Raw genomic sequence first — 23,526 nt, forward strand, 5'->3', positions numbered from 1 at the left:
CAAGAAGTCGGCAGCCACTGGATAAGGAGAGAGATGATGGCGGGTACAACGGTTAGCGGTATTGGTTCGAATATCGATACCCAGTCGATCGTGAAGTCTTTGGTGGACGCGGAACGAGCGCCCAAGCAAACGCAGATCAACAATCAGACGCTGAAAGCAACCACCTCGCTGTCGTCCATCGGCAAAATCCAGGCAGCGCTGGACGCCTTCCGCAGCGCGTTGGAAAACATGAAAACCGCATCCAGCTTCAGTGGCTTGAGCGGTACGTCTTCCGATGAAAAAGTCGCGACGGTGACCACCGGTAACGGCGCGGCGGCGGGTAGTTTCTCGCTGACGGTGTCTCAGATGGCCACGGCTTCCAAGATCTCCACCAAGGTTTTTGCGGGCGGCGCTTCTTCTGTGGTCAATGCCGGTACAGTACCGAGCACGATGACCATCAAGCAGGGCAGTGACAGCTTTGATATCAGTATTCCTGCTGGCGCGACGTTGCAGCAGGTACGTGATTCGATCAACTCGCAATATGCCAACAAGGGCTTGAGCGCCAACATCCTGACCGACGCCAACGGCTCGCGAATGGTGCTGACCTCAACCAATACCGGTGTCGGTTCCGATCTGACCGTGACGGGGAACTCCGGCCTGGAAGCCGGTACTTCGGTGCTCGCTACACCGCAGAATGCCAAGTACGTCCTCGATGGCGTGGCCATGGAGTCCAAGTCCAACACGATCGCCGACGCCGTGAGCGGGATCACTGTCAAGTTGACCGGTGTTTCCACCATTCCTAACGGTGGCAGCGTGGTGTCGCCTACCACGATTACCGTGGCGGCCAGCACATCGACACTGAAGTCGGCAGTCAAAGGATTTGTCGATACCTACAATGCGCTGATCAAGGCGTCCAATGCCGAGACTCAGGTCACCACCAATGCCGATGGCTCGGTAACGTCGGGCGCGCTCACTGGTGATGCTTCTTTGCGTTCATTGATGTCAGCGGTGCGCACAGAGCTGAACGCGATGGGTGGGACGGGGCAGTTGAAGTCGCTGGCTCAGTTCGGCGTTAAAACCGATCAGAAGACCGGGATGCTCTCCGTCGATGACAAATTGTTCGACGCAGCGGCCCTGACTAACGCCGCCGACATCAACGGTATCTTCACCGGCGACAAAGGTTTGCTGGCCCGTATGAAGAGCGCCACCGATAGCTTCGCCCTGAGCAAGACCGGTGTGTTTGCTGCCCGTTCGGCTACCCTGACCGACAGCCTGAACGATCTGAAAAAGCAGCAGGATTCCCTCGATGCACGGATGGCCAGCCTGCAAACCAGCCTGACCGCCAAGTACACCGCCATGGACTCCCTGGTAGCCAAGCTGCGTGCCCAGAGCGACAGCATCATGACCACGCTTAATGCGCTCAATAATCCGAAAGACAACTGATTCGGATCAGGTATAAAAAACCCAGGCTGTCTGTTAGGGCAGTGCCTGGGTTTTTTCTTTGGTGGTCGGACTGGGTTAAAGTTATGTGCTGCTCAGTCGACATAATGATCAGAGCCATCCTTTTTCAGTTGTTGTCTGTCACGAGGTAGAAACATGAACCCCATGAGAGCCCTTCGCCAATACCAGAAGGTCAATTCCCATGCTCAGATCTCTGAAGCCAATCCTCATCGCCTGGTACAGTTGCTGATGGAGGGTGGTCTGGACCGTATGGCTCAGGCCAAGGGCGCGATGGAGCGGGGCGACATCGCACTCAAGGGGTTGATGATGGGCAAGGCCGTGGACATCATCATCGGCCTGCGCGATGGCTTGAATCCGGAAAAGACTGATGACCCGGCCTCGTTGCAGCAGCTCGACAATCTTTACGCCTACATGATGACGCGGCTGATGGAAGCCAATCGGGACAACAATGCCGAAATCATCGACGAAGTCTCCGGTCTGCTGGAAACCCTGAAAAGCGGCTGGGATGCCATTGCCAATCAATAGGCCCAAAAGCCTGAGGATGACGTCATGAGTCAAGCACTGCAGCGGATCGAAGAAACCCGTGAAGCCCTGGTCGACGCCCTGGCGGCGCGAAACTGGGATGCCATCGGTGAGCTGGATGCAGCTTGCCGGGAGTGCGTCGATGAGGTGCTCAGCGAAGCGCCGATCGATGAAGACGCGGTGCGTGCGAATCTGGAAGGGTTATTGGCGGTGTACAAAGACTTGCTGACGGCGACGATGGGCGAGCGTCAGGCGATAGTCGACGAGATGTCGCAGATCAACCAAGCACAAAAGGCATCAAAGGTTTACCATCTGTTTGGTTAATTGACGCCAGTTAATCCAAACAAAGTGCGCCATAAATTTGACTGTGCACGGTTTTTTGACTTAACTAGTGGCTGTTCCAGATTTCAGTCGTCTTCAGGCATATGTATGCCTGCAAGCGTTTAGCTTGCCCCAGCATTTTGGGCATCGAGTTGACTAGGGAAGTTGCTATTGCATGTGGCGTGAAACCAAAATTCTGCTGATTGATGACGATAGCGTCCGCCGCCGCGACCTGGCGGTGATTTTAAATTTTCTCGGTGAAGAAAATTTACCCTGCGGTAGCCATGACTGGCAGCAGGCTGTCGGCTCTTTGTCGTCTAGTCGAGAAGTAATCTGTGTCCTCATCGGGACGGTCAATGCTCCTGGTGCGCTTCTGGGCTTGCTAAAGACACTGTCGACATGGGATGAGTTCCTTCCGGTTTTGCTAATGGGCGATAATTCTTCCATTGACTTGCCTGAAGACCAGCGTCGGCGGGTCCTTTCGACCCTCGAAATGCCGCCGAGCTACAGCAAATTGCTCGACTCCCTGCACCGTGCCCAGGTCTATCGCGAGATGTACGACCAGGCCCGCGAGCGCGGTCGTCATCGCGAACCCAATCTTTTCCGCAGCCTTGTCGGCACCAGTCGGGCGATTCAGCACGTCCGTCAGATGATGCAGCAAGTAGCCGACACCGATGCCAGCGTGCTGATCCTTGGTGAGTCCGGTACCGGCAAGGAAGTGGTTGCGCGCAACCTGCATTACCATTCCAAGCGCCGTGAAGCGCCGTTCGTACCGGTCAACTGCGGGGCGATCCCGGCCGAGTTGCTGGAAAGTGAATTGTTCGGCCACGAGAAGGGCGCTTTCACCGGCGCGATCACCAGCCGTGCGGGACGCTTTGAACTGGCCAACGGCGGCACGCTGTTCCTCGATGAAATCGGCGACATGCCGCTGCCGATGCAGGTCAAGCTGCTGCGCGTATTGCAGGAGCGCACCTTCGAGCGCGTGGGCAGCAACAAGACCCAGAGCGTCGACGTGCGCATCATTGCCGCGACCCACAAGAATCTCGAAAGCATGATCGAGATCGGCACCTTCCGCGAAGACTTGTACTATCGCCTGAACGTGTTCCCGATCGAGATGGCGCCGCTGCGCGAGCGCGTCGAAGATATTCCGCTGTTGATGAACGAGCTGATCTCGCGCATGGAGCACGAGAAGCGCGGTTCGATTCGCTTCAACTCTGCTGCCATCATGTCCCTGTGTCGTCATGGCTGGCCGGGCAACGTTCGCGAGCTGGCGAATCTGGTGGAACGGATGGCGATCATGCACCCGTACGGTGTGATCGGCGTGGTCGAGCTGCCGAAGAAGTTCCGCTACGTCGACGACGAAGACGAGCAATTGGTCGACACCCTGCGCAGTGATCTCGAAGAGCGCGTGGCGATCAATGGGCACACGCCGGACTTCAGTGCTGGCGCCATGTTGCCGCCAGAGGGGCTGGACCTGAAGGACTACCTGGGGGGTCTGGAGCAGGGGCTGATTCAACAGGCGCTCGATGATGCCAACGGCATCGTGGCGCGTGCTGCCGAACGCCTGCGAATTCGACGCACCACGCTGGTGGAGAAGATGCGCAAGTACGGCATGAGTCGCCGCGATGGTGATGAACAGGCGGATGATTGACGCCCGTTTTTCAAGTCATTCATTAATAGGCGGTTTTTTTTAGGCACGGGTATTGCTACATCCCTCGCAACGTTCCGTTTCACTGACGGTCAGCCAAGCGAGAGAACACGATGCCCCAAGCCGCCCAGATGTCTCATGTCCCTGACGCCCTGGGGCAATCATCGTCCGTAGAGCAGGCCAGCCGGCTTGGCCTCGAGCAGGCGTTCGCACTGTTCAACCAGATGTCGAGTCAATTGACCGACTCCTACAGCATGCTTGAGGCGCGGGTTACCGAGCTCAAGGGTGAACTGGCGGTCGTCAGTGCCCAGCGCATGCAGGAGCTGGCGGAAAAAGAACGCCTGGCCAACCGTCTGCAAAACCTCCTCGATCTGTTGCCCGGTGGCGTCATCGTCATCGACGCTCAAGGCATCGTGCGCGAAGCCAATCCGGCGGCTTGCGAGTTGCTCGGCCTGCCGCTCGAAGGTGAGCTGTGGCGCCATGTCATTGCCCGCTGCTTTGCGCCGCGTGAAGACGATGGTCATGAAGTTTCCCTGAAGGACGGCCGACGCCTGTCGATTGCCACGCGTTCGCTGGACGCCGAGCCCGGGCAACTGGTGCTGCTCAACGACCTGACTGAAACCCGCCATCTACAGGATCAACTGGCTCGGCATGAGCGCCTGTCGTCCCTGGGGCGCATGGTTGCCTCGCTGGCCCATCAGATTCGTACTCCCTTGTCCGCTGCGTTGCTCTACGCCAGCCATTTGACTGAGCAAGCGTTGCCGGTCGAGACCCAGCAACGTTTCGCCGGACGTCTCAAGGAACGCTTGCACGAGCTGGAGCATCAGGTGCGCGACATGCTGGTGTTCGCGCGCGGCGAGTTGCCGTTGACCGATCGCGTCACCCCCAGGCAATTGATGCAGTCGCTGCAGGCCGCGGCACTGACCCACGTGCAGGATCTGCCGATTCGCTGGCAATGCGACAGCCATGTCGGCGACCTGCTATGCAATCGCGACACCCTGGTCGGCGCCATCCTCAACCTTATCGAAAATTCCATTCAGGCCAGTGCCGGCGACGTGCGCTTGAAAGTGCATCTGTATGCCCGCGACGACCAGTTGCGCGTGTGTGTCAGCGATAGCGGCAGCGGAATCGACGGCGCTGTGCTGGCGCGTCTGGGTGAGCCGTTTTTCACCACCAAGGCCACCGGAACCGGGCTCGGCCTGACCGTGGTCAAGGCCGTTGCCCGTGCTCATCAGGGAGAATTGCACCTGCGTTCGCGGATCGGTCGCGGCACGTGCGCGCAGGTGATCCTGCCGCTTTTTGTCAGCGAAAGAAGCAACGCTCAGGGAGCGGAGTGAAGGTCATGGGTATCAAGGTTCTACTGGTCGAGGATGACCGCGCGCTACGCGAGGCGCTGGCCGATACGTTAGTGCTCGCCGGTCACGATTACAAAGCCGTTGGTTGCGCCGAGGACGCCTTGGTGGCGGTCGAAACCGAGGCGTTCAATCTGGTGGTCAGCGACGTCAACATGCCGGGCATGGACGGGCATCAACTGCTCGGGCTGCTGCGGGCGCGTCAGCCGCAACTGCCGGTGTTGCTGATGACCGCGCACGGTGCTGTGGAGCGGGCGGTCGACGCCATGCGCCAAGGCGCGGCTGATTACCTGGTCAAGCCGTTCGAGGCCAGGGCCTTGCTCGATCTGGTGGCGCGGCATGCGCTGGGCAGTCTCGGCGCCAGCGACAGCGAAGGGCCGATTGCTGTCGAGCCGGCCAGTGCGCAATTGCTGGAATTGGCCGCGCGAGTGGCGCGCAGTGATTCCACGGTGTTGATCTCCGGTGAGTCCGGCACGGGCAAGGAAGTGTTGGCGCGCTACATTCACCAGCACTCGCACCGCGCCAGCCAGCCGTTCATTGCGATCAACTGCGCGGCGATTCCGGACAACATGCTCGAGGCCACGCTGTTTGGTCACGAGAAGGGCTCGTTCACCGGCGCCATTGCGGCGCAAGCCGGCAAGTTCGAGCAGGCTGATGGCGGGACCATCCTGCTCGACGAAATCTCCGAAATGCCCCTCGGTCTGCAAGCCAAGCTGTTGCGCGTGTTGCAGGAGCGCGAGGTTGAGCGAGTCGGTGCGCGCAAGCCCATCACGCTGGATATTCGTGTGGTCGCCACCACCAACCGGGATTTGGCCGGGGAAGTCGCGGCGGGGCGTTTCCGTGAAGATCTCTATTATCGACTGTCGGTTTTCCCGCTCGCCTGGCGACCGCTGCGCGAACGCACCGCCGATATTCTGCCGCTGGCCGAGCGGCTGCTGGTCAAACACGTCAATAAAATGAAGCATGCCGCGGCGAGACTGTCACCGGAGGCCCAGGCGTGTCTGATCGGTTACCCCTGGCCGGGCAATGTGCGCGAACTGGATAACGCAATTCAACGCGCGTTGATCCTGCAACAGGGCGGCGTGATTCAGCCTCAGGATTTCTGCCTGGCCGGGCCGGTGGCCTGCGCGCCGCTGCCGACCCTGGCGCCAGCATCGACAACGATGCGGACGGTGGAAGTTGACGCGGAATCCGCCGGGGCGTTGGGCGATGACCTGCGACGTCGCGAGTTCCAGATGATCATCGACACCCTGCGCACTGAGCGCGGCCGCCGCAAGGAAGCCGCCGAGCGCCTGGGCATCAGCCCGCGCACCTTGCGCTACAAGCTGGCGCAGATGCGCGATGCCGGAATGGATGTCGAGGCGTATTTGTTCGCCACCTGACCCGGTCCCGGCAGCAGCGCGGCTCAAAATCCGCAAATGGCTTTTGTAGGACGCAGGCACGGAGCTGGCACCCTTGTTGCTAACACCTCATTACCCGCCGAGTGAGTGTCAAAAAATTGCGGGTCGCCAAAGAGAGAAATCATGAGCCAAGGTATTGAATTCAATCGGTTGATGCTGGATATGCGTGCCATGCAAATGGACGCCATGTCTGCGCCGAAATCGACTGCCGCCGTCCCTGAACTGAATGGCAGCAGCTTTTCCGACATGCTCGGTCAGGCCGTCAATAAAGTGAACGACACGCAGCAGGCTTCCAGTCAGTTGGCCAGTGCCTTCGAGATTGGCAAGAGCGGCGTTGACCTGACGGACGTGATGATTTCTTCGCAGAAGGCCAGCGTGTCTTTCCAGGCGTTGACCCAAGTGCGTAACAAGCTGGTTCAGGCTTACCAAGACATCATGCAGATGCCGGTTTAAGGACGAGATTGAGTCATGGCAGAAGCAGTCGCCGATAACGTTCCGGCCAAGGCCACTCCAATAGACGGCAAACCGCCGTTGTTTGGTTTGTCCTTCCTGGAAAACCTCTCCGAGATGACCATGCTGCGTCAGGTAGGCCTGTTGGTCGGCCTGGCTGCGAGCGTGGCGATTGGCTTTGCCGTGGTGTTGTGGTCCCAGCAGCCGGACTACCGTCCGCTGTATGGCAGCCTTGCCGGGATGGACGCCAAACAGGTCATGGACACCCTGGCCGCCGCTGATATTCCTTACACCGTTGAACCGAATTCCGGTGCCTTGCTGGTCAAGGCTGAAGACCTGTCCCGCGCGCGCCTCAAGCTCGCGGGCGCTGGTGTCACTCCCAGCGATGGCAACATCGGTTTCGAGATTCTCGATAAAGAGCAAGGCCTGGGCACCAGCCAGTTCATGGAGGCCACCCGTTATCGTCGCGGCCTCGAAGGTGAACTGGCCCGGACCATTTCCAGCCTGAACAACGTCAAGGGCGCCCGCGTGCACCTGGCGATTCCGAAGAGTTCGGTGTTCGTGCGCGACGAGCGCAAGCCGAGTGCTTCGGTACTGGTTGAGCTGTATTCCGGTCGCTCGCTGGAGCCGGGCCAGGTCGTGGCCATCGTCAATCTGGTGGCGACCAGTGTTCCTGAACTGAGCAAGTCGCAGATCACCGTCGTCGACCAAAAGGGCAACCTGCTCTCCGATCAGGCGGAAAACTCCGAGTTGACCATGGCCGGCAAGCAATTCGATTACAGCCGCCGCATGGAAAGCATGCTCACCCAGCGTGTGCATAACATCCTGCAACCGGTGCTGGGCAACGATCGCTATAAAGCCGAAGTCTCGGCCGATGTTGACTTCAGCGCTGTCGAGTCGACGTCCGAACAGTTCAATCCGGATCAACCGGCGCTGCGCAGCGAGCAGTCGGTCAACGAACAACGTACCGCCAGCAATGGCCCGCAAGGTGTACCGGGTGCCCTGAGCAACCAGCCACCCGCGCCGGCCTCTGCGCCGCAAACCACCGCTGGCGCCGCGCCTGCTGCCGGCATGGTGCAGCCAGGTCAGCCGCTGATCGATGCCAACGGCCAGCAAATCATGGACCCGGCCACCGGTCAGCCCATGCTCGCACCGTACCCGGCGGACAAACGTCAACAATCCACCAAGAACTTCGAACTCGACCGTTCCATCAGCCATACCAAGCAGCAACAGGGCCGTCTGAATCGCCTGTCGGTGTCGGTGGTGGTGGATGACCAGGTCAAGATCAACCCGGCCAACGGTGAAACCACCCGCGCGCCGTGGACTGCCGACGAATTGGCGCGTTTCACGCGTCTGGTTCAGGACGCGGTCGGTTTCGATGCCAGCCGTGGTGACAGCGTCAGCGTGATTAACATGCCGTTCTCGGCTGATCGCGGCGAAGTGATCGCCGACATTCCGTTCTACTCCCAGCCTTGGTTCTGGGACATCGTCAAGCAAGTGCTGGGTGTCCTGTTCATTCTGGTGCTGGTGTTCGGCGTGTTGCGTCCGGTGCTCAACAACATCACCGGCGGTGGCAAGGACAAGCAACTGGCCGGCATTGGCAGTGATGTCGAGTTGGGTGGAATGGGCGGCCTGGACGGCGAACTGACCAACGACCGCGTCAGCCTCGGCGGCCCGCAAAGCATCCTGTTGCCGAGCCCGAGCGAAGGCTATGACGCACAGTTGAACGCAATCAAGAGTCTGGTGGCAGAAGACCCGGGTCGTGTGGCCCAGGTCGTGAAAGAGTGGATTAACGCAGATGAGTGATAACCGAGCCGTTGCCGCCAAGTTGTCCAAGGTCGACAAAGCCGCGATTCTGCTGCTGTCCCTTGGTTCCACCGATGCCGCCCAGGTACTGCGCCACATGGGGCCTAAAGAAGTCCAGCGTGTGGGTGTGGCCATGGCGCAAATGGGGAACGTGCACCGCGAGCAGGTCGAACAGGTCATGAGTGAGTTCGTCGACATTGTCGGCGACCAGACCAGCCTGGGCGTCGGCTCCGACGACTACGTACGTAAAATGCTCACCCAGGCACTGGGCGAAGACAAGGCCAACGGCCTGATCGACCGCATCCTGCTGGGCGGCAACACCAGCGGCCTCGACAGCCTGAAATGGATGGAGCCGCGCGCCGTCGCCGATGTGATCCGCTACGAGCACCCGCAGATCCAGGCAATCGTCGTGGCCTACCTCGACCCGGATCAGGCCGGTGAAGTGCTCGGCAACTTCGACCATAAGGTGCGCCTGGACATCATTCTGCGGGTGTCCTCGCTGAACACCGTGCAGCCAGCGGCCCTGAAAGAACTCAACCAGATTCTCGAGAAGCAGTTCTCCGGCAACTCGAACGCATCGCGTACCACCCTGGGTGGCATCAAGCGTGCGGCGGACATCATGAACTTCCTCGACAGTTCGATCGAAGGCCAGCTCATGGACTCGATCCGCGAAGTCGACGAAGACCTGTCCGGTCAGATCGAAGACCTCATGTTCGTGTTCAACAACCTGGCCGATGTCGACGACCGCGGTATCCAGGCATTGCTGCGCGAAGTGTCCTCCGACGTGCTGGTACTGGCCCTCAAGGGTTCCGACGAAGGCGTCAAGGAGAAGATCTTCAAGAACATGTCCAAGCGTGCGGCCGAGCTGTTGCGCGACGACCTCGAGGCCAAAGGCCCGGTGCGCGTCAGCGACGTGGAAACCGCACAGAAAGAAATCCTCACCATCGCCCGCCGTATGGCCGAAGCCGGAGAAATCGTTCTCGGTGGCAAGGGCGGCGAGGAAATGATCTAACACCATGGCCAAGCATGATGATTCACCCACTGACCTGATCCGGGCCAGGGATGTCAGTGGTTTCGATACCTGGGCGCTGCCCAGCTTCGACCCGCCCGCACCCGAGCCGGAACCGGAGCCGGAACCCGAACCGCCGGAAATGGAAGAAGTGCCGCTGGAGGAAGTCCAGCCACTGACCCTCGAAGAACTCGAAAGCATTCGTCAGGAAGCCTATAACGAAGGCTTCGCGGTGGGTGAAAAAGAAGGTTTCCACAGCACCACCCTCAAGGTTCGCCAGGAAGCCGAAGTGGCGCTGTCGGCGAAGATTGCCGGGCTGGAACAGCTGATGGCGCACCTGTTCGAGCCGATCGCCGAACAGGACACACTGATTGAAAAGTCCTTGGTCGACCTTGTGCAGCACATCACCAAACAGGTGATTCAGCGCGAACTGGCCATCGACTCGACGCAGATCGAACACGTCATGCGCGAAGCGCTCAAGCTGTTGCCGTTGGGCGTGGGCAATGTGCGGCTGTACATCAATCCGCAGGATTTCGAGCAGGTCAAGGCCTTGCGCGAACGCCACGAAGAGACCTGGCGCATCGTCGAGGATGAGGCGCTGTTGCCGGGCGGCTGCCGGGTCGAGACCGAACACAGCCGTATCGACGCCTCGGTGGAAACCCGGGTCAAGCAGATTATGGACAAGCTGTTCGATCAGCTCCACGAACAGGCCTTGCACCCCGCTGCGCCGGACGTGAGTCTGGAACTGCCGGTCGAAAAAAAGCCGGCCGCCATCGCCGATCCGGACATTCCCGATGCGCCTTGAACGCACCAGTTTCGCCAAGCGCCTGGGCAGCTACGCCGAGGCCACGGAACTGGCGGGCGCACCGATTCTCGAAGGCCGCCTGTTGCGCATGGTCGGCCTGACCCTCGAAGCTGAAGGCTTGCGCGCGGCCATGGGCAGCCGTTGCATGGTCATCAATGACGACAGCTATCACCCGGTGCAGGTGGAAGCCGAAGTCATGGGCTTTTCCGGCAGCAAAGTCTTTCTGATGCCGGTCGGCAGTGTCGCCGGGATCGCCCCCGGCGCCCGCGTCGTTCCCCTTTCCGATACCGGCCGCTTGCCGATGGGCATGAGCATGCTCGGGCGCGTGCTCGATGGCGCCGGTCGTGCGCTGGACGGCAAGGGCGGGATGAAGGCCGAAGACTGGGTGCCGATGGACGGCCCGACCATCAACCCGCTCAAGCGCGAACCGATCAGCGAGCCGCTCGACGTAGGCATTCGTTGCATCAACGGCATGTTGACGGTCGGTCGCGGTCAGCGTCTTGGTCTGTTCGCCGGTACCGGTGTCGGTAAATCCGTGCTGTTGGGCATGATGACCCGCTTCACCGAGGCCGACATCATCGTCGTCGGGCTGATCGGCGAGCGGGGTCGTGAAGTTAAAGAGTTCATCGAGCACATCCTCGGTGAAGAAGGACTCAAGCGTTCTGTGGTCGTGGCGTCCCCGGCGGACGATGCGCCATTGATGCGGCTGCGCGCCGCGATGTACTGCACGCGCATCGCCGAATATTTTCGCGACAAGGGCAAGAACGTCCTGTTGCTGATGGATTCGCTCACCCGTTTCGCCCAGGCCCAGCGGGAAATTGCCCTGGCCATCGGCGAGCCGCCGGCGACCAAGGGTTATCCACCGTCGGTGTTCGCCAAGCTGCCGAAACTGGTGGAGCGCGCCGGTAATGCCGAGAAGGGCGGCGGTTCGATCACGGCGTTCTATACCGTGCTGTCCGAAGGCGATGACCAGCAGGACCCGATTGCCGACTCGGCGCGGGGCGTGCTCGACGGCCACATCGTGCTGTCGCGGCGACTGGCCGAAGAAGGTCATTACCCGGCCATCGATATCGAGGCGTCCATCAGTCGGGTCATGCCGGCGGTGGTGTCGCCGGAGCACATGACCCGTGCGCAGTATTTCAAGCAATTGTGGTCGCGTTATCAGCAGAGTCGTGATCTGATCAGTGTCGGCGCCTATGTCGCCGGTGGTGATCGCGAGACCGACCTCGCCATCTCCCTGCAACCGCAATTGGTCAAATATCTGCGTCAGGGCCTCAACGACAGCATCAGCCTGGGCGAAAGCGAAGCCTATCTCGCCTCGATCTTCGCGCCCGCGGCGGGCGGTTAACCGGTCATGGCCCAGACTCGGGCAGGGCGCCTGGCCCCCGTGGTGGAAATGGCCGAGAAGGCCGAGAAAACCGCGGTCCTGCGTCTGGGGCACTTTCAGGGGCAGGTGCGTCTGGCTGAAAGCAAGCTCGCCGACCTGGAGGCGTTTCGTCTCGACTATCAAGAACAATGGATCGTGCGCGGCAGCAGCGGCGTATCAGGTCAATGGCTGCTCGGGTACCAGGGGTTTCTCGCGCAATTGGGCACGGCCATCGATCAGCAGCGGCAAAGTCTGGCCTGGCACCAGAACAACCTGAACAAGGCGCGGGACACCTGGCAGAAAGCGTTTGCCCGGGTCGAAGGCTTGCGCAAACTGGTGCAGCGATACGCCGATGAAGCACGGGCCATCGAAGACAAGCGCGAACAGAAGCTGCTGGATGAGTTGTCACAGCGTTTGCCGCGGCAGGATGCGTATTGAAAAGATCGCCGCCTTCGACACCTCCTGCATTGACCGTGCGTAAATCCGATACTGCAGGTTGCGGTCTCTTGATCCCGTCCTCCTGCCTTGCCCGAACCTCTAGCCAATGCTAAACCTTGTACAAGCAGGTTCACCAATGACAAGGAAGCCATGACATGTCAGTCGTTACAGAAATATCCCCTGATGGCCAGAAGCTGACGATATCGGTCAAAGGACGATTCGATTTCGCCAAACATCAGGAATTTCGTGAGTCCTACGAAGACAAAGACCTTGGCGAGGTCGTGATCGACCTCAAAGAGGCAACTTACCTCGACAGCTCTGCGTTGGGCATGTTGCTGCTGTTGCGTGATCACGCCGGTGGTGAAAACTCCGATATACGCGTGGTGAACAGCAGTACTGACGTGAGGAAAATTCTCGCCATCTCCAACTTCGACAAACTGTTCGACATCAGTTGAGCGCCGTGCACGCTGCGCTTGAATCGTTGACGATCCTCATCGCTGAAGACAGCGCGGCGGATCGCATGCTGTTGTCGAGTATCGTCCGCCGTCAGGGCCACGAAGTACTGACGGCAGCCAACGGTGCCGAAGCGGTCGAAGCGTTTCGTCAGCAGCGCCCGCAACTGGTGTTGATGGACGCCATGATGCCGGTGATGGACGGCTTCGAGGCAGCACAGCAGATCAAGGCACTGGCCGGGGAAACCCTGGTGCCGATCATCTTTCTGACTTCGCTGTCCGAGAGCGAAGCGCTGGCTCGCTGTCTGGAGGCTGGTGGCGACGACTTTTTGGCAAAGCCTTACAATCAGGTGATCCTCGCCGCCAAAATCAAGGCGATGGATCGCTTGCGGCGGTTACAGGCAACCGTGTTGCAACAGCGCGACCAGATCGCCCGGCACCACGATTACTTGCTCAATGAGCAACGGGTGGCCAAGGCCGTATTCGACAAGGTGGCCCATTCTGGTTGCCTGAACGCTGCCAATATCCGCTATCTGCAATCGCCTTACGCCCTGTTCAACGGTGATTTGTTGCTGGCCGCTTATACGCCCGCGGGCGACATGCATGTACTGCTCGGCGATTTCACCGGCCACGGTTTGCCCGCGGCGGTGGGCGCCATGCCGCTGGCCGAGGTCTTCTACGGGATGACGGCCAAGGGTTACGGCTTGGCCGAAACCCTGCGCGAGATGAACGCCAAGCTCAAACGCATCCTGCCGGTGGACATGTTCTGCTGCGCAACCATGCTGTGCCTGAGTTTCCAGCGCTGTTCGGTGGAGGTCTGGAACGGCGGGATGCCCGACGGTTACTTGCACAGCATCGCCAGTGGCGAGCGCACGCCGATGACAGCGCGGCATTTGCCGTTGGGTGTGCTGAGCGCGCAAACATTCGACGACCGCACTGAAGTGTTCCCGATGGCGCTGGGTGATCGGGTGTTCCTGTTGTCCGACGGGGTCATCGATACCTGCGATGCCAGCGAGCAGTTGTTCGGTGTGGAGCGTCTGCAACGGGTTTTTGCCGCCAATCGTGAACCGGATGCGTTGTTCGAGGAAATTGGCCAGGCCTTGCGGGACTTTGGCGGTGAGACGCGTGACGATGTCAGCATGGTTGAAATCAGCCTGCTTGAGTCGTCGCAGCTGATTGCGCCGGTGCCGGTGTATTCCGATAGCGGTCAATCGTGCCCGCTGGACTGGTCGGTGAGTTTCGAGTTTCGCGCGCAGACGCTAAAACGCTTCAATCCGCTGCCGTACCTGTTGCAATTGCTGCTTGAGGTGCATGGTCTGCGGGCGCAAAGCGGGGCGCTCTACAGTGTGTTGGCCGAGTTGTATTCCAATGCCCTGGAGCATGGTGTCCTCGGCCTGGACTCCAGCCTCAAGCGCGATCTTTCCGGTTTTACCCGTTACTATCAACAGCGCAACACCCGCCTGGACGAACTGCAGGACGGCTTCGTGCGGGTGCATCTGCAGGTCACGCCGCAAGGCGAGGGTGGTTGCCTGGTGATCCGCGTCGAGGACAGCGGCAAGGGATTTGACGTCGGGCGCGTGCTGGCGCGACCGGTTGATCCTGTCCGTCTGTCGGGGCGTGGTGTGAGTTTGATCCGTCAACTGGGTCGCAACGCCAGTTGGTCCGACAATGGTCGCAGTGCCCGCGTGGAGTTTTTCTGGGAGGCTCTGGCATAATCCGCGCATTCTTGATCAAGGAGTGAGCAAGTGGCTGACAAACATCTGGACCTGGACGTGCTGAGCGCGTTGCGGGAAATCATGGAGGATGGGTTTTCGACATTGATCGATACCTTCCTCGCGGATTGCGAAACGCGCCTGCAAGTGTTGCGTCAGGCGAGTACGGCTGAGCAATTGATCGCGACTGCCCACAGTTTCAAAGGCAGTAGCAGCAACATGGGCGCCGTCAGGCTTGCCGAGCTCTGTGGTCAGCTCGAGCGGGATGCCAACATTTCTCCGAGCGCCGATTTTGGCCAATCGATCGCCGACATCGATAGCGAGTTCGCCATTGTGCGGCCTCTCTATGAAACTGAACGACAGCGATCCCCGGCAGCCAGTTGACGCTTTCCACGCCTTTCGTCGTCCTCTGGCGAAACTGGCGCGACCCTTGCAGTTAACTCTTCCAACTGTACCTACGATCCCAGTGCAGCGGAGACCGTTAAATGCCCGTTACCCCCAATAATTTTCTTCAGGCCGTCGCGCCGGCCAAGGCACCGGTTGCGTCCGCCAATTCCACGGCGTTGACCGCTGAGCCCGGGGACAAGGCTTCCAGCTTCGCTCAGGTGTATGCCAGGCAAGCCCAGAACAAGCCTGCCGCAGCGGCTGACGGCCCCGTCAAAACGGTACGTGACAAGGCTGCGGACAGCGCCGGCAAGAAGGACGTCGTCGACGACAAATCTGCCGCCGCGCAACCCGAGGTTGCCGATAGCGGCAAAACCTTGCCCGCCGACAAACCGGCGCAGGCCGACGGCCAGGCAGCCAGCGACGATACGGCCGATACCGTGCAAACCCCGGTGGTCGATGCCGCGCCGGTTGATCCGGCGCTTGATCCTGCGTTGCTGCTGGCGGCTCAACCCGTCGTAGCTACGCCTGCACCAGCTACGGCCCCGGTTGTGGATGCTGCCCAGTTGGCGGATGACGCACCGCTTGCCGCGCCGGTTGCCGCCGCGCCGGTGGCTGTCACCCCAGACAGCGAATTCGATCCAGAGGCCGATCCGCTCGATGCATTGCCGGCCTTGCGCATGGCCATGGAGCAAAGCGGCCACGTTTCCGCCTCCAGCCAGGCGCAGCCTAAAGCGGCATCGACCAGTGCCCAGGCCCAGGCCGATGGTGAGCAAACCGCCGCACAGAACTTTGCCGCCGGCATGGCCAGCATGCTCGAGGTGCAGGGCGACAAGGACAGCACCAGCCAGGGCGGCGAAAAGGCCTTCAGCGGTTTGATCGATGACGGTCTCAAGGACCTGAAATCCGCCAGCAGCGATACCCGGGTCGACGATTTCGCCAACCGTCTGGCGGCATTGACCCAGGCCGCCACGCCGAAGACCGCCAACGCCTTGCCGGTCAATCAGCCGATTGCCATGCATCAGAACGGTTGGACCGAAGAGGTGGTGAACCGCGTCATGTACCTGTCCAGCGCCAATCTCAAGGCGGCAGACATCCAGTTGCAACCGGCTGAACTGGGGCGTCTCGACATTCGCGTCAACATGGTTCCGGATCAGCAGACCCAGGTGACCTTCGTCAGCGCACACCCAAGTGTCCGCGAAGCGCTGGACGGGCAGATGCATCGCCTGCGTGACATGTTTGCCCAGCAGGGCATGGGCCAGGTTGACGTCAACGTATCCGACCAGAACCGTGGTTCGCCGGATCAAGGGCAGAATCAGCAGGCGCAGAGCGGTCGTACAAATGCCAGTGGTGGTCGTCTTGACTCGATGGATGACGACATCGCTGCAAGTGTCGCTGAAGTTGCAGCTCCGGTAACCAGCGTGATCGGCTCCAGCGCAGTCGATTATTACGCCTGATTGAGCCTCAAAACCGATCCTGCGGGAGCGAGCAAGCCCGCTCCCGCAGTGATTTGTGAGGGTGTGCAAGCGGCGTCTTGCTCCACCCATCTCCCTCGCAACACTTCTGGCATAACACTTGCTCTTGCCTTGCCGTGCGACTGTGAAAACCCGAATAGTGACGGATTATTGGCATGGCGAAGAGCGACGCAGCAGTAAAAGACCCCGCAACCAAAGGCAAACTCAAGCTGATTATCTTGATCGTGGTGGCCCTGCTGCTGGCGATCGGTTTGTCCGTGGGGGCGACCTGGTACTTCATGCACAGCGCCCAGAGCAAGCCTGCCGCCGCGGTCGAAACCGCCCCGCAGGGCAAGCAGCCGGCGATTTTCGAACCGATGGCGCCGGCGTTTGTCGCCAACTACAACCAGAACGGCCGTCAGCGCTACATGCAGGTGAGCATCACCATGCTTGGCCGCAACCAGGCCGATCTGGAAGCGCTCAAGGTGCACATGCCGGTGATCCGCAACAACCTGGTCATGCTGTTCTCCGGGCAGGATTTCGCCACGCTTGCGTCGCCGGTCGGCCAGGAAATGCTGCGCCAGAAAGCCACGGCCAGCGTTCAGGAAGTGGCGCAGAAAGAGCTCGGTAAAGTGGTTATCGAACAATTGCTTTTCACTAATTTCGTACTGCAGTAGGAACACGACATGGCCGTGCAGGACCTGCTGTCCCAGGATGAAATCGACGCGCTGTTGCACGGCGTGGACGATGGTCTGGTACAGACCGATAACGTTGCCGAGCCCGGCACCGTCAAAAGCTACGACCTGACCAGTCAGGATCGCATCGTCCGTGGACGCATGCCGACCCTGGAAATGATCAACGAACGTTTCGCCCGCTATACGCGCATCAGCATGTTCAACATGTTGCGTCGCTCGGCGGACGTGGCGGTCGGTGGCGTGCAGGTGATGAAGTTCGGCGAGTACGTGCACTCGCTGTACGTGCCGACCAGCCTCAACCTGGTCAAGATCAAACCGTTGCGCGGCACCGCGCTGTTCATCCTCGACGCCAAACTGGTGTTCAAGCTGGTGGACAACTTCTTCGGGGGCGACGGCCGTCACGCCAAGATCGAAGGGCGTGAATTCACTCCGACCGAACTGCGTGTGGTGCGCATGGTGCTGGAGCAGGCCTTCGTCGACTTGAAGGAAGCCTGGCAGGCGATCATGGAAGTGAACTTCGAGTACATCAACTCGGAAGTGAACCCGGCCATGGCCAACATCGTCGGGCCGAGCGAAGCCATTGTGGTGTCGACCTTCCACATCGAACTCGATGGTGGTGGCGGCGACCTGCACGTGACCATGCCTTACTCGATGATCGAGCCGGTGCGCGAAATGCTCGACGCCGGCTTCCAGTCGGACCTCGACGACCAGGACGAGCGCTGGGTCAATGCCCTGCGCCAGGACGTGCTGGATGTCGACGTGCCGATCGGTGCCACGGTGGCTCGCCGCCAGTTGAAACTGCGCGACATCCTGCACATGCAGCCGGGTGACATCATCCCGGTGGAAATGCCGGAAGACATGATCATGCGCGCCAACGGCGTGCCGGCCTTCAAGGTCAAGATGGGCTCGCACAAAGGCAACCTTGCGTTGCAAGTGATCGAGCCGATCGAGCGTCGTTGATCGACGTTCAACACATTCGCTTTTAACTGACGGCTTCCCCTCCAAAGGTGGCCCGCCGAGGACAAATGATGGCAGACGATATGAATACCCAGGACGACCAGGCGCTGGCTGACGAGTGGGCTGCGGCCCTGGAAGAAACCGGTGATGCCGGTCAGGCTGATATCGACGCGTTGCTGGCGGCCGATGCTGCCGGCTCCTCGAACAATCGCCTGCCCATGGAAGAGTTCGGCAGCGTGCCAAAGAACAACGATCCGGTGAGCCTGGATGGGCCGAACCTGGACGTGATTCTTGATATCCCGGTATCGATTTCCATGGAAGTGGGCAGCACCGACATCAACATCCGCAACCTGCTGCAACTCAACCAGGGTTCGGTGATCGAGCTCGATCGTCTGGCCGGTGAGCCGCTGGACGTGCTGGTCAATGGCACGCTCATCGCCCATGGCGAAGTGGTCGTGGTCAACGAGAAGTTCGGCATCCGCCTGACCGACGTGATCAGCCCAAGCGAACGCATCAAGAAGCTGCGCTGAGTGAAAAGGTTTCTCGGGGTTCTTCTGACGTTGCCATTGAGCGTGCTGGCAGCGGAGCCTGTCGCGACTGCCACCACGGCTGCTGCGCCTGTAGCGAGCAGCGGTGTGGCCGGGCAATTGACGCAACTGGTCTTCGGCCTGCTGCTGGTGCTGGGGTTGATCTTCTTCCTCGCCTGGCTGTTGCGCCGGGTTCAACAGGCAGGCCCGGCCGGCAAGGGCCAGGTGATCGAGCTGATCGGTTCCCGCGCCCTCGGCCCGCGTGATCGGCTGATGCTGGTACAGGTCGGCAACGAGCAGATCCTGCTCGGCTTGAGCCCCGGCACCATCACCGCATTGCATGTGCTCAAGGAGCCGGTGCAAGTGCCGGGCACGACCGAAAAGTCGACACCTGAGTTTGCCCAGCGCCTGCTGGAGATCCTCGGTAAAGATCAAAAGGATAAGAAGTAATGGGTGCGCTGCGCATCGTCTTGACGCTGGCCTTGATGCTGACCGCTCCTTTGGCGTTCGCCGCCGATCCGCTGTCGATCCCGGCGATCACGCTGGGCACCAACGCCGAAGGTGCGCAGGAATACTCAGTCAGCCTGCAAATCCTGCTGATCATGACTGCGCTGAGTTTCATTCCGGCGTTCGTCATGCTGATGACCAGCTTCACCCGGATCATCATCGTCTTCTCGATCCTGCGTCAGGCCCTGGGCTTGCAGCAGACACCGTCGAACCAGATCCTCACGGGCATGGCGCTGTTCCTGACGTTGTTCATCATGGCGCCGGTGTTCGACCGGGTGAACCAGGACGCCTTGCAGCCGTACCTCGCGGAAAAAATGACCGCTCAGGATGCCGTGGCCAAGGCGCAGGTGCCGATCAAGGACTTCATGCTGGCCCAGACCCGCACCAGTGATCTCGAGCTGTTCATGCGCCTGTCCAAGCGCACGGACATCGCTTCGCCGGATCAGGCGCCGCTGACCATTCTGGTGCCGGCGTTCGTGACCTCCGAGCTGAAAACCGCGTTCCAGATCGGCTTCATGATTTTCATCCCGTTCCTGATCATCGACCTCGTCGTGGCCAGTGTGCTGATGGCCATGGGTATGATGATGCTGTCGCCGCTGATCATTTCCCTGCCGTTCAAAATCATGCTGTTCGTGCTGGTCGATGGCTGGGCGCTGATCATTGGCACCCTGGCCAGTAGCTTCGGCGGTGTTTCGCCATGACGCCTGAAGTTGCGGTCGATATCTTCCGCGAGGCGCTGTGGCTGACCACGTTGATGGTCGCGGTGCTGGTGATTCCGAGCCTGCTGGTAGGCCTGATCGTGGCGATGTTCCAGGCCGCGACACAGATCAACGAGCAGACCCTGAGCTTCCTGCCGCGCCTGCTGGTGATGCTGGTGACGCTGATCGTCGCCGGACCATGGCTGGTGCAGACGTTCATGGAGTACATCCTGCAGTTGTACGGCAGTATTCCGCAGGTCATCGGCTAAGCCATGTCGTCGCTATTGCAACTGACGGACACCCAGATCAGCACCTGGGTGGCGACGTTCATGTTGCCGCTGTTTCGTGTCGGCGCCTTGCTGATGGTCATGCCGGTGTTCGGTACGTCGCTGGTGCCCAAGCGCATCCGCCTGTATTTCGCCCTCGCGATCACCGTGGTCATCGCGCCCAACCTGCCGCCCATGCCGCCGGTGAATGCGCTGGATTTGAGCGGGCTGCTGCTGATTGCCGAGCAAATCCTCGTCGGCGCGATCCTCGGTTTCTCCTTGCAGCTGTTCTTTCAGGCGTTCGTGGTGGCGGGGCAGATTGTCGCCATCCAGATGGGCATGGGCTTCGCCTCGATGGTCGACCCCACCAACGGTGTATCGGTAGCGGTGATCGGGCAGTTCTTCACCATGCTGGTGACGCTGATGTTCCTGGCGATGAATGGGCATCTGGTGGTGTTCGAAGTGCTGACCGAAAGCTTCACCACGCTGCCGGTTGGCAGTGGCCTGATGGTCAATCATTACTGGGAGCTGGCCGGCAAGCTTGGCTGGGTCCTCGGCGCGGCGTTGCTGCTGGTACTGCCAGCGATCACGGCGTTGCTGGTGGTCAACATCGCGTTCGGCGTGATGACACGGGCGGCGCCGCAACTGAATATTTTCTCCATCGGCTTCCCGCTGACCCTGGTGCTTGGGCTGTTTATCGTCTGGGTCGGGCTGGCGGACATTCTCAATCAGTATCAACCGCTGGCCACCGAGGCCTTGCAGTTTTTACGCGAACTGGCACAGGCGCGCTGAGTCATGGCTGAGAGCGAAAGCGGTCAGGACAAAACAGAAGATCCCACGGAGAAAAAGAAAAAGGACGCCCGGGAGAAGGGTGAGATCGCCCGTTCCAAGGAGCTCAACACCCTGGCGATCATGCTGGCCGGTGCCAGTGCGTTGCTGATATTCGGCGGAGCGCTGGCCCAGGAAATGATGGACCTGATGCGCCTGAACTTTTCCCTGTCGCGAGAGGTGGTGCTGGACCAGCGCTCAATGGGCACCTATCTGCTGCACTCTGGACAGATCGCCCTGCTGGCCATTCAGCCGGTGATGATCACCTTGTTGCTGGCGGCGCTGATCGGCCCGATTTCCCTGGGCGGCTGGCTGTTTTCCGCCGGTACCATGGCCCCCAAGTTCAGCCGCATGAACCCCGGCGCCGGGCTCAAGCGCATGTTCTCGGCCAAGGCGATTGCCGAACTGCTCAAGGCGCTGGCGAAGTTTTTCGTTGTTCTGTTCGTGGCCCTGCTGGTGTTGTCGGCGGACATCGACGACTTGCTGCGCATCGCCCATGAACCGCTGGATCGGGCAATCATCCACAGCCTGCAAGTGGTCGGTTGGAGCTCCCTTTGGATGGCCTGCGGGTTGATCATCATCGCGGCGGTCGACGTGCCGATCCAGCTGTGGGAAAGCATCAAGAAGCTGAAAATGACCAAGCAGGAAGTGCGCGACGAGCACAAGGATCAGGAAGGTCGGCCTGAGGTCAAGCAACGCATTCGCCAGCTCCAGCGGGAAATGTCCCAGCGGCGGATGATGGCGGCGATTCCCGACGCCGACGTGGTCATCACCAACCCGACCCACTACGCCGTAGCCCTCAAGTACGACCCGGACAAGAGCGGCGCGCCGATGCTGATCGCCAAGGGCAGCGACTTCCTGGCGCTGAAGATTCGAGAGATTGCGGCGGCCAACGAGATCCTGTTGCTGGAATCGCCGGCCTTGGCGCGGTCGATTTACTACTCGACGGAACTTGAGCAGGAAATTCCGGGCGGGTTGTATCTGGCGGTGGCGCAGGTGTTGGCGTACGTCTATCAGATTCGCCAATACCGCGCGGGCAAAGGCAAGCGGCCGGAGCCGCTTAAAGATGATTTGCCGATTCCGGCGGATTTGCGGCGGGATACTTAATCATCGAAGTTCGGATCCAGGGCATCCTCTAGTTCTCTATTCATTCTTTCAAGCGTCCTCAGCAGCTCCTTCGCTTTCGTATTTACTTCGGAGGATTGCTGACGAATCTGACGCAATTGTTGAATGCCAGTTGTTGGTCGCGCATTTTCCCATTGGTTGACTACGCCAGAGGCGTTCACTTCTGGCTGTAGGGTTCTCTGGAGGGCTGATCGATTGATGGTGCTCCCAGTCGGAGATGAGTTGACGACGTCAATGGAATTTAGGGTTGGTAGAGGTGCGGAGAATGCGTCTGATGCGGACTGAGGCGGGGGGGTGGGAGTATCAACGAAATAAGCTGGATGTCGTGCAGATTGGGATGCCCCGACTGGTCGAGCAATAACTGTTTTTGAAGGCGCACCGCTTACAGTTCCTTGAACTCCAGGAGTAGCGCGGGAATAGAGAGCTGGTGGAGAAAGGGGGCTCGCTCGAATTGGTAAGATGTTCGTGGGAGGCGCTCCGTTCGGGGTGGCATCGAACAGTTTCACTAGGTTCCCTACACCTCCTACATGTCCAGTTGGATCTGCCTGATTCACTGGATCGCCCAAGCAATACACATACGAGTTCAATCCACCTTTACCAAATGGACTCCAGCTGTCCGGACTATTAAACCGCATCAACACCGGATTGAACGCCCGATACCCATTCCCCAGCAAATAACATCCGGTCACCGGATCTGGCCGTTCCCCGTTGAACCCCAGCAAGCTGAGCAATCCACTGAGCAACGAACGATGGCCGTAAGGCGAGTAGGCGATAGATTGTGGTTGCTGGTCTTTCTTGAGGGAGTGCAACACCGAGCGTTGCAGGTCTGTGAGCAGCAGCGTGGTATCGACTAAATCGCCCAGGCGTTGTTGCTGCGCCAACAACAGGTCACCGTGCTGAATAATCGATTGCTGCATCGCCCCGTGAATCTCGGTAGCCATCCGTCTTTTGCAGTAGAAACGCTGATGTGCCGGTGTATCAGGCTGTGTCTGGTGGATCAGTCGATCCAGTGGGTCGTAGCGATATTGACAAAGCAGGGTTGTGGGTGGGGAGGTCATTGGCTCACTCCGCAGGCGAAAGGATTGAGAGCTGAGTATCTACGCAGGTGCCGAGGTTGAGTACTAGCAGAACTGATAGGTGCCCTGAGAGATTCGCTGGCAGTGTCGGCCTCTTCGCGAGCAGGCTCGCTCCCGCTTTTTATCTCTGTTGTGCGGAGAATATGTGGCCAGCGCAAATCTCCTGTTGGAGCGCGCCGGCTCCGGGTGGCGTTCCGACAAAAGCGCCCGTGCTGATGCCACACATTTCAGTTAAAACCCCCTACCTCGAAAACCCGGCAAAAGTTGGAAGGCTTCTTGCAATAGCCG

25 protein-coding genes are annotated in these 23,526 nt (G+C 59.9%); 24 read left to right on the forward strand and 1 reads right to left on the reverse strand.

What is annotated here, in order from left to right:
• Positions 1-36 precede the first annotated feature (36 nt).
• The 24 genes from fliD (at position 37) to flhB (ending at position 22,144) form a co-directional block, all read left to right on the forward strand.
• Positions 37-1,422 carry a flagellar filament capping protein FliD gene (fliD, locus tag M5G20_RS11045; protein ID WP_273919159.1) on the forward strand — a complete coding sequence of 462 codons (1,386 nt, stop codon included), beginning with the start codon at positions 37-39 and terminating at the stop codon, positions 1,420-1,422.
• Positions 1,423-1,575: 153 nt separating this feature from the next.
• Entirely contained in the window at positions 1,576-1,965 is a 390-nt protein-coding gene (gene fliS / locus M5G20_RS11050) for a flagellar export chaperone FliS (protein ID WP_273919160.1), read from the forward strand.
• 24 nt (positions 1,966-1,989) lie between these two features.
• Positions 1,990-2,286, forward strand: coding sequence for a flagellar protein FliT (fliT, locus tag M5G20_RS11055; protein ID WP_075948900.1), 297 nt, complete (start codon positions 1,990-1,992; stop codon positions 2,284-2,286).
• Between the two features lie 172 nt (positions 2,287-2,458).
• A complete protein-coding gene (locus M5G20_RS11060; RefSeq protein ID WP_150704809.1) occupies positions 2,459-3,934 on the forward strand; it encodes a sigma-54 dependent transcriptional regulator in 1,476 nt (491 codons plus the stop codon).
• Positions 3,935-4,062: 128 nt separating this feature from the next.
• Positions 4,063-5,268 carry a sensor histidine kinase gene (locus tag M5G20_RS11065; protein WP_273919267.1) on the forward strand — a complete coding sequence of 402 codons (1,206 nt, stop codon included), beginning with the start codon at positions 4,063-4,065 and terminating at the stop codon, positions 5,266-5,268.
• A gap of 5 nt (positions 5,269-5,273) precedes the next feature.
• Positions 5,274-6,665: a sigma-54-dependent transcriptional regulator gene (locus M5G20_RS11070; protein WP_273919161.1), complete on the forward strand. Its 1,392-nt coding sequence runs from the start codon at positions 5,274-5,276 to the stop codon at positions 6,663-6,665.
• Positions 6,666-6,806: 141 nt separating this feature from the next.
• The gene (gene fliE, locus M5G20_RS11075) at positions 6,807-7,136 is read left to right on the forward strand and encodes a flagellar hook-basal body complex protein FliE (protein WP_056853024.1); all 330 of its coding nucleotides are present in this window, start codon (positions 6,807-6,809) and stop codon (positions 7,134-7,136) included.
• A gap of 15 nt (positions 7,137-7,151) precedes the next feature.
• The gene (gene fliF, locus M5G20_RS11080; protein WP_273919162.1) at positions 7,152-8,939 is read left to right on the forward strand and encodes a flagellar basal-body MS-ring/collar protein FliF; all 1,788 of its coding nucleotides are present in this window, start codon (positions 7,152-7,154) and stop codon (positions 8,937-8,939) included.
• A complete protein-coding gene (gene fliG / locus M5G20_RS11085) occupies positions 8,932-9,951 on the forward strand; it encodes a flagellar motor switch protein FliG (RefSeq protein WP_007983391.1) in 1,020 nt (339 codons plus the stop codon). The genes fliF and fliG overlap by 8 nt, the downstream gene beginning before the upstream one ends.
• A gap of 4 nt (positions 9,952-9,955) precedes the next feature.
• The gene (gene fliH, locus M5G20_RS11090; RefSeq protein ID WP_273919163.1) at positions 9,956-10,753 is read left to right on the forward strand and encodes a flagellar assembly protein FliH; all 798 of its coding nucleotides are present in this window, start codon (positions 9,956-9,958) and stop codon (positions 10,751-10,753) included.
• Complete coding sequence (fliI, locus tag M5G20_RS11095; RefSeq protein WP_075948893.1) at positions 10,743-12,101, forward strand: flagellar protein export ATPase FliI; 1,359 nt, start codon at positions 10,743-10,745, stop codon at positions 12,099-12,101. The genes fliH and fliI overlap by 11 nt, the downstream gene beginning before the upstream one ends.
• 6 nt (positions 12,102-12,107) lie before the next feature.
• Entirely contained in the window at positions 12,108-12,557 is a 450-nt protein-coding gene (gene fliJ, locus M5G20_RS11100; protein WP_273919164.1) for a flagellar export protein FliJ, read from the forward strand.
• Positions 12,558-12,712: 155 nt separating this feature from the next.
• Positions 12,713-13,012 (forward strand): STAS domain-containing protein, encoded by a 300-nt coding sequence (locus M5G20_RS11105; protein ID WP_273919165.1) that lies wholly within the window; start codon positions 12,713-12,715, stop codon positions 13,010-13,012.
• A gap of 5 nt (positions 13,013-13,017) precedes the next feature.
• Positions 13,018-14,724: an ATP-binding SpoIIE family protein phosphatase gene (locus tag M5G20_RS11110; protein ID WP_273919166.1), complete on the forward strand. Its 1,707-nt coding sequence runs from the start codon at positions 13,018-13,020 to the stop codon at positions 14,722-14,724.
• A 30-nt stretch (positions 14,725-14,754) separates the two neighbouring features.
• Positions 14,755-15,105: an Hpt domain-containing protein gene (locus tag M5G20_RS11115; protein WP_273919167.1), complete on the forward strand. Its 351-nt coding sequence runs from the start codon at positions 14,755-14,757 to the stop codon at positions 15,103-15,105.
• Positions 15,106-15,206: 101 nt separating this feature from the next.
• Entirely contained in the window at positions 15,207-16,562 is a 1,356-nt protein-coding gene (locus M5G20_RS11120; RefSeq protein ID WP_273919168.1) for a flagellar hook-length control protein FliK, read from the forward strand.
• A 173-nt stretch (positions 16,563-16,735) separates the two neighbouring features.
• A complete protein-coding gene (gene fliL / locus M5G20_RS11125) occupies positions 16,736-17,236 on the forward strand; it encodes a flagellar basal body-associated protein FliL (protein ID WP_273919169.1) in 501 nt (166 codons plus the stop codon).
• Between the two features lie 9 nt (positions 17,237-17,245).
• A complete protein-coding gene (gene fliM, locus M5G20_RS11130) occupies positions 17,246-18,214 on the forward strand; it encodes a flagellar motor switch protein FliM (protein WP_075948887.1) in 969 nt (322 codons plus the stop codon).
• Positions 18,215-18,282: 68 nt separating this feature from the next.
• A complete protein-coding gene (gene fliN, locus M5G20_RS11135; protein ID WP_273919170.1) occupies positions 18,283-18,741 on the forward strand; it encodes a flagellar motor switch protein FliN in 459 nt (152 codons plus the stop codon).
• Positions 18,742-19,188, forward strand: a complete 447-nt coding sequence (fliO, locus tag M5G20_RS11140; protein WP_273919171.1) for a flagellar biosynthetic protein FliO — start codon at positions 18,742-18,744, stop codon at positions 19,186-19,188.
• A complete protein-coding gene (gene fliP / locus M5G20_RS11145) occupies positions 19,188-19,946 on the forward strand; it encodes a flagellar type III secretion system pore protein FliP (RefSeq protein ID WP_273919172.1) in 759 nt (252 codons plus the stop codon). Before fliO ends, fliP begins: the two co-directional genes overlap by 1 nt.
• The gene (gene fliQ / locus M5G20_RS11150; RefSeq protein ID WP_008058625.1) at positions 19,943-20,212 is read left to right on the forward strand and encodes a flagellar biosynthesis protein FliQ; all 270 of its coding nucleotides are present in this window, start codon (positions 19,943-19,945) and stop codon (positions 20,210-20,212) included. Before fliP ends, fliQ begins: the two co-directional genes overlap by 4 nt.
• Before the next feature lie 3 nt (positions 20,213-20,215).
• Positions 20,216-21,001, forward strand: a complete 786-nt coding sequence (fliR, locus tag M5G20_RS11155) for a flagellar biosynthetic protein FliR (RefSeq protein WP_150734894.1) — start codon at positions 20,216-20,218, stop codon at positions 20,999-21,001.
• Positions 21,002-21,004: 3 nt separating this feature from the next.
• Complete coding sequence (gene flhB, locus M5G20_RS11160) at positions 21,005-22,144, forward strand: flagellar biosynthesis protein FlhB (RefSeq protein ID WP_273919173.1); 1,140 nt, start codon at positions 21,005-21,007, stop codon at positions 22,142-22,144.
• Here the strand turns inward: flhB and M5G20_RS11165 are convergent.
• The gene (locus M5G20_RS11165) at positions 22,141-23,220 is read right to left on the reverse strand and encodes an RHS repeat-associated core domain-containing protein (RefSeq protein ID WP_273919174.1); all 1,080 of its coding nucleotides are present in this window, start codon (positions 23,218-23,220) and stop codon (positions 22,141-22,143) included. The two genes, flhB and M5G20_RS11165, sit on opposite strands and share 4 nt — an antisense overlap.
• Between the last annotated feature and the right edge of the window lie 306 nt (positions 23,221-23,526).

The organism is Pseudomonas sp. TNT2022 ID1044 (assembly GCF_028656895.1).
GTDB classification, from domain to species: domain Bacteria; phylum Pseudomonadota; class Gammaproteobacteria; order Pseudomonadales; family Pseudomonadaceae; genus Aquipseudomonas; species Aquipseudomonas reinekei.

Bases quoted from the DNA above. Each gene is read 5' to 3' on its own strand.
- fliE (WP_056853024.1), top strand. From the start codon at position 6,807: ATGAGCCAAGGTATTGAATTCAATCGGTTGATGCTGGATATGCGTGCC.
- fliF (WP_273919162.1), top strand. From the start codon at position 7,152: ATGGCAGAAGCAGTCGCCGATAACGTTCCGGCCAAGGCCACTCCAATA.
- fliJ (WP_273919164.1), top strand. From the start codon at position 12,108: ATGGCCCAGACTCGGGCAGGGCGCCTGGCCCCCGTGGTGGAAATGGCC.
- fliG (WP_007983391.1), top strand. From the start codon at position 8,932: ATGAGTGATAACCGAGCCGTTGCCGCCAAGTTGTCCAAGGTCGACAAA.
- M5G20_RS11060 (WP_150704809.1), top strand. From the start codon at position 2,459: ATGTGGCGTGAAACCAAAATTCTGCTGATTGATGACGATAGCGTCCGC.
- M5G20_RS11065 (WP_273919267.1), top strand. From the start codon at position 4,063: ATGTCTCATGTCCCTGACGCCCTGGGGCAATCATCGTCCGTAGAGCAG.
- fliP (WP_273919172.1), top strand. From the start codon at position 19,188: ATGGGTGCGCTGCGCATCGTCTTGACGCTGGCCTTGATGCTGACCGCT.
- flhB (WP_273919173.1), top strand. From the start codon at position 21,005: ATGGCTGAGAGCGAAAGCGGTCAGGACAAAACAGAAGATCCCACGGAG.
- M5G20_RS11105 (WP_273919165.1), top strand. From the start codon at position 12,713: ATGTCAGTCGTTACAGAAATATCCCCTGATGGCCAGAAGCTGACGATA.
- fliQ (WP_008058625.1), top strand. From the start codon at position 19,943: ATGACGCCTGAAGTTGCGGTCGATATCTTCCGCGAGGCGCTGTGGCTG.
- fliI (WP_075948893.1), top strand. From the start codon at position 10,743: ATGCGCCTTGAACGCACCAGTTTCGCCAAGCGCCTGGGCAGCTACGCC.
- fliT (WP_075948900.1), top strand. From the start codon at position 1,990: ATGAGTCAAGCACTGCAGCGGATCGAAGAAACCCGTGAAGCCCTGGTC.
- M5G20_RS11120 (WP_273919168.1), top strand. From the start codon at position 15,207: ATGCCCGTTACCCCCAATAATTTTCTTCAGGCCGTCGCGCCGGCCAAG.
- fliS (WP_273919160.1), top strand. From the start codon at position 1,576: ATGAACCCCATGAGAGCCCTTCGCCAATACCAGAAGGTCAATTCCCAT.
- fliL (WP_273919169.1), top strand. From the start codon at position 16,736: ATGGCGAAGAGCGACGCAGCAGTAAAAGACCCCGCAACCAAAGGCAAA.
- fliR (WP_150734894.1), top strand. From the start codon at position 20,216: ATGTCGTCGCTATTGCAACTGACGGACACCCAGATCAGCACCTGGGTG.
- M5G20_RS11165 (WP_273919174.1), bottom strand. From the start codon at position 23,220: ATGACCTCCCCACCCACAACCCTGCTTTGTCAATATCGCTACGACCCA.
- fliM (WP_075948887.1), top strand. From the start codon at position 17,246: ATGGCCGTGCAGGACCTGCTGTCCCAGGATGAAATCGACGCGCTGTTG.
- fliN (WP_273919170.1), top strand. From the start codon at position 18,283: ATGGCAGACGATATGAATACCCAGGACGACCAGGCGCTGGCTGACGAG.
- fliD (WP_273919159.1), top strand. From the start codon at position 37: ATGGCGGGTACAACGGTTAGCGGTATTGGTTCGAATATCGATACCCAG.
- fliH (WP_273919163.1), top strand. From the start codon at position 9,956: ATGGCCAAGCATGATGATTCACCCACTGACCTGATCCGGGCCAGGGAT.
- M5G20_RS11070 (WP_273919161.1), top strand. From the start codon at position 5,274: ATGGGTATCAAGGTTCTACTGGTCGAGGATGACCGCGCGCTACGCGAG.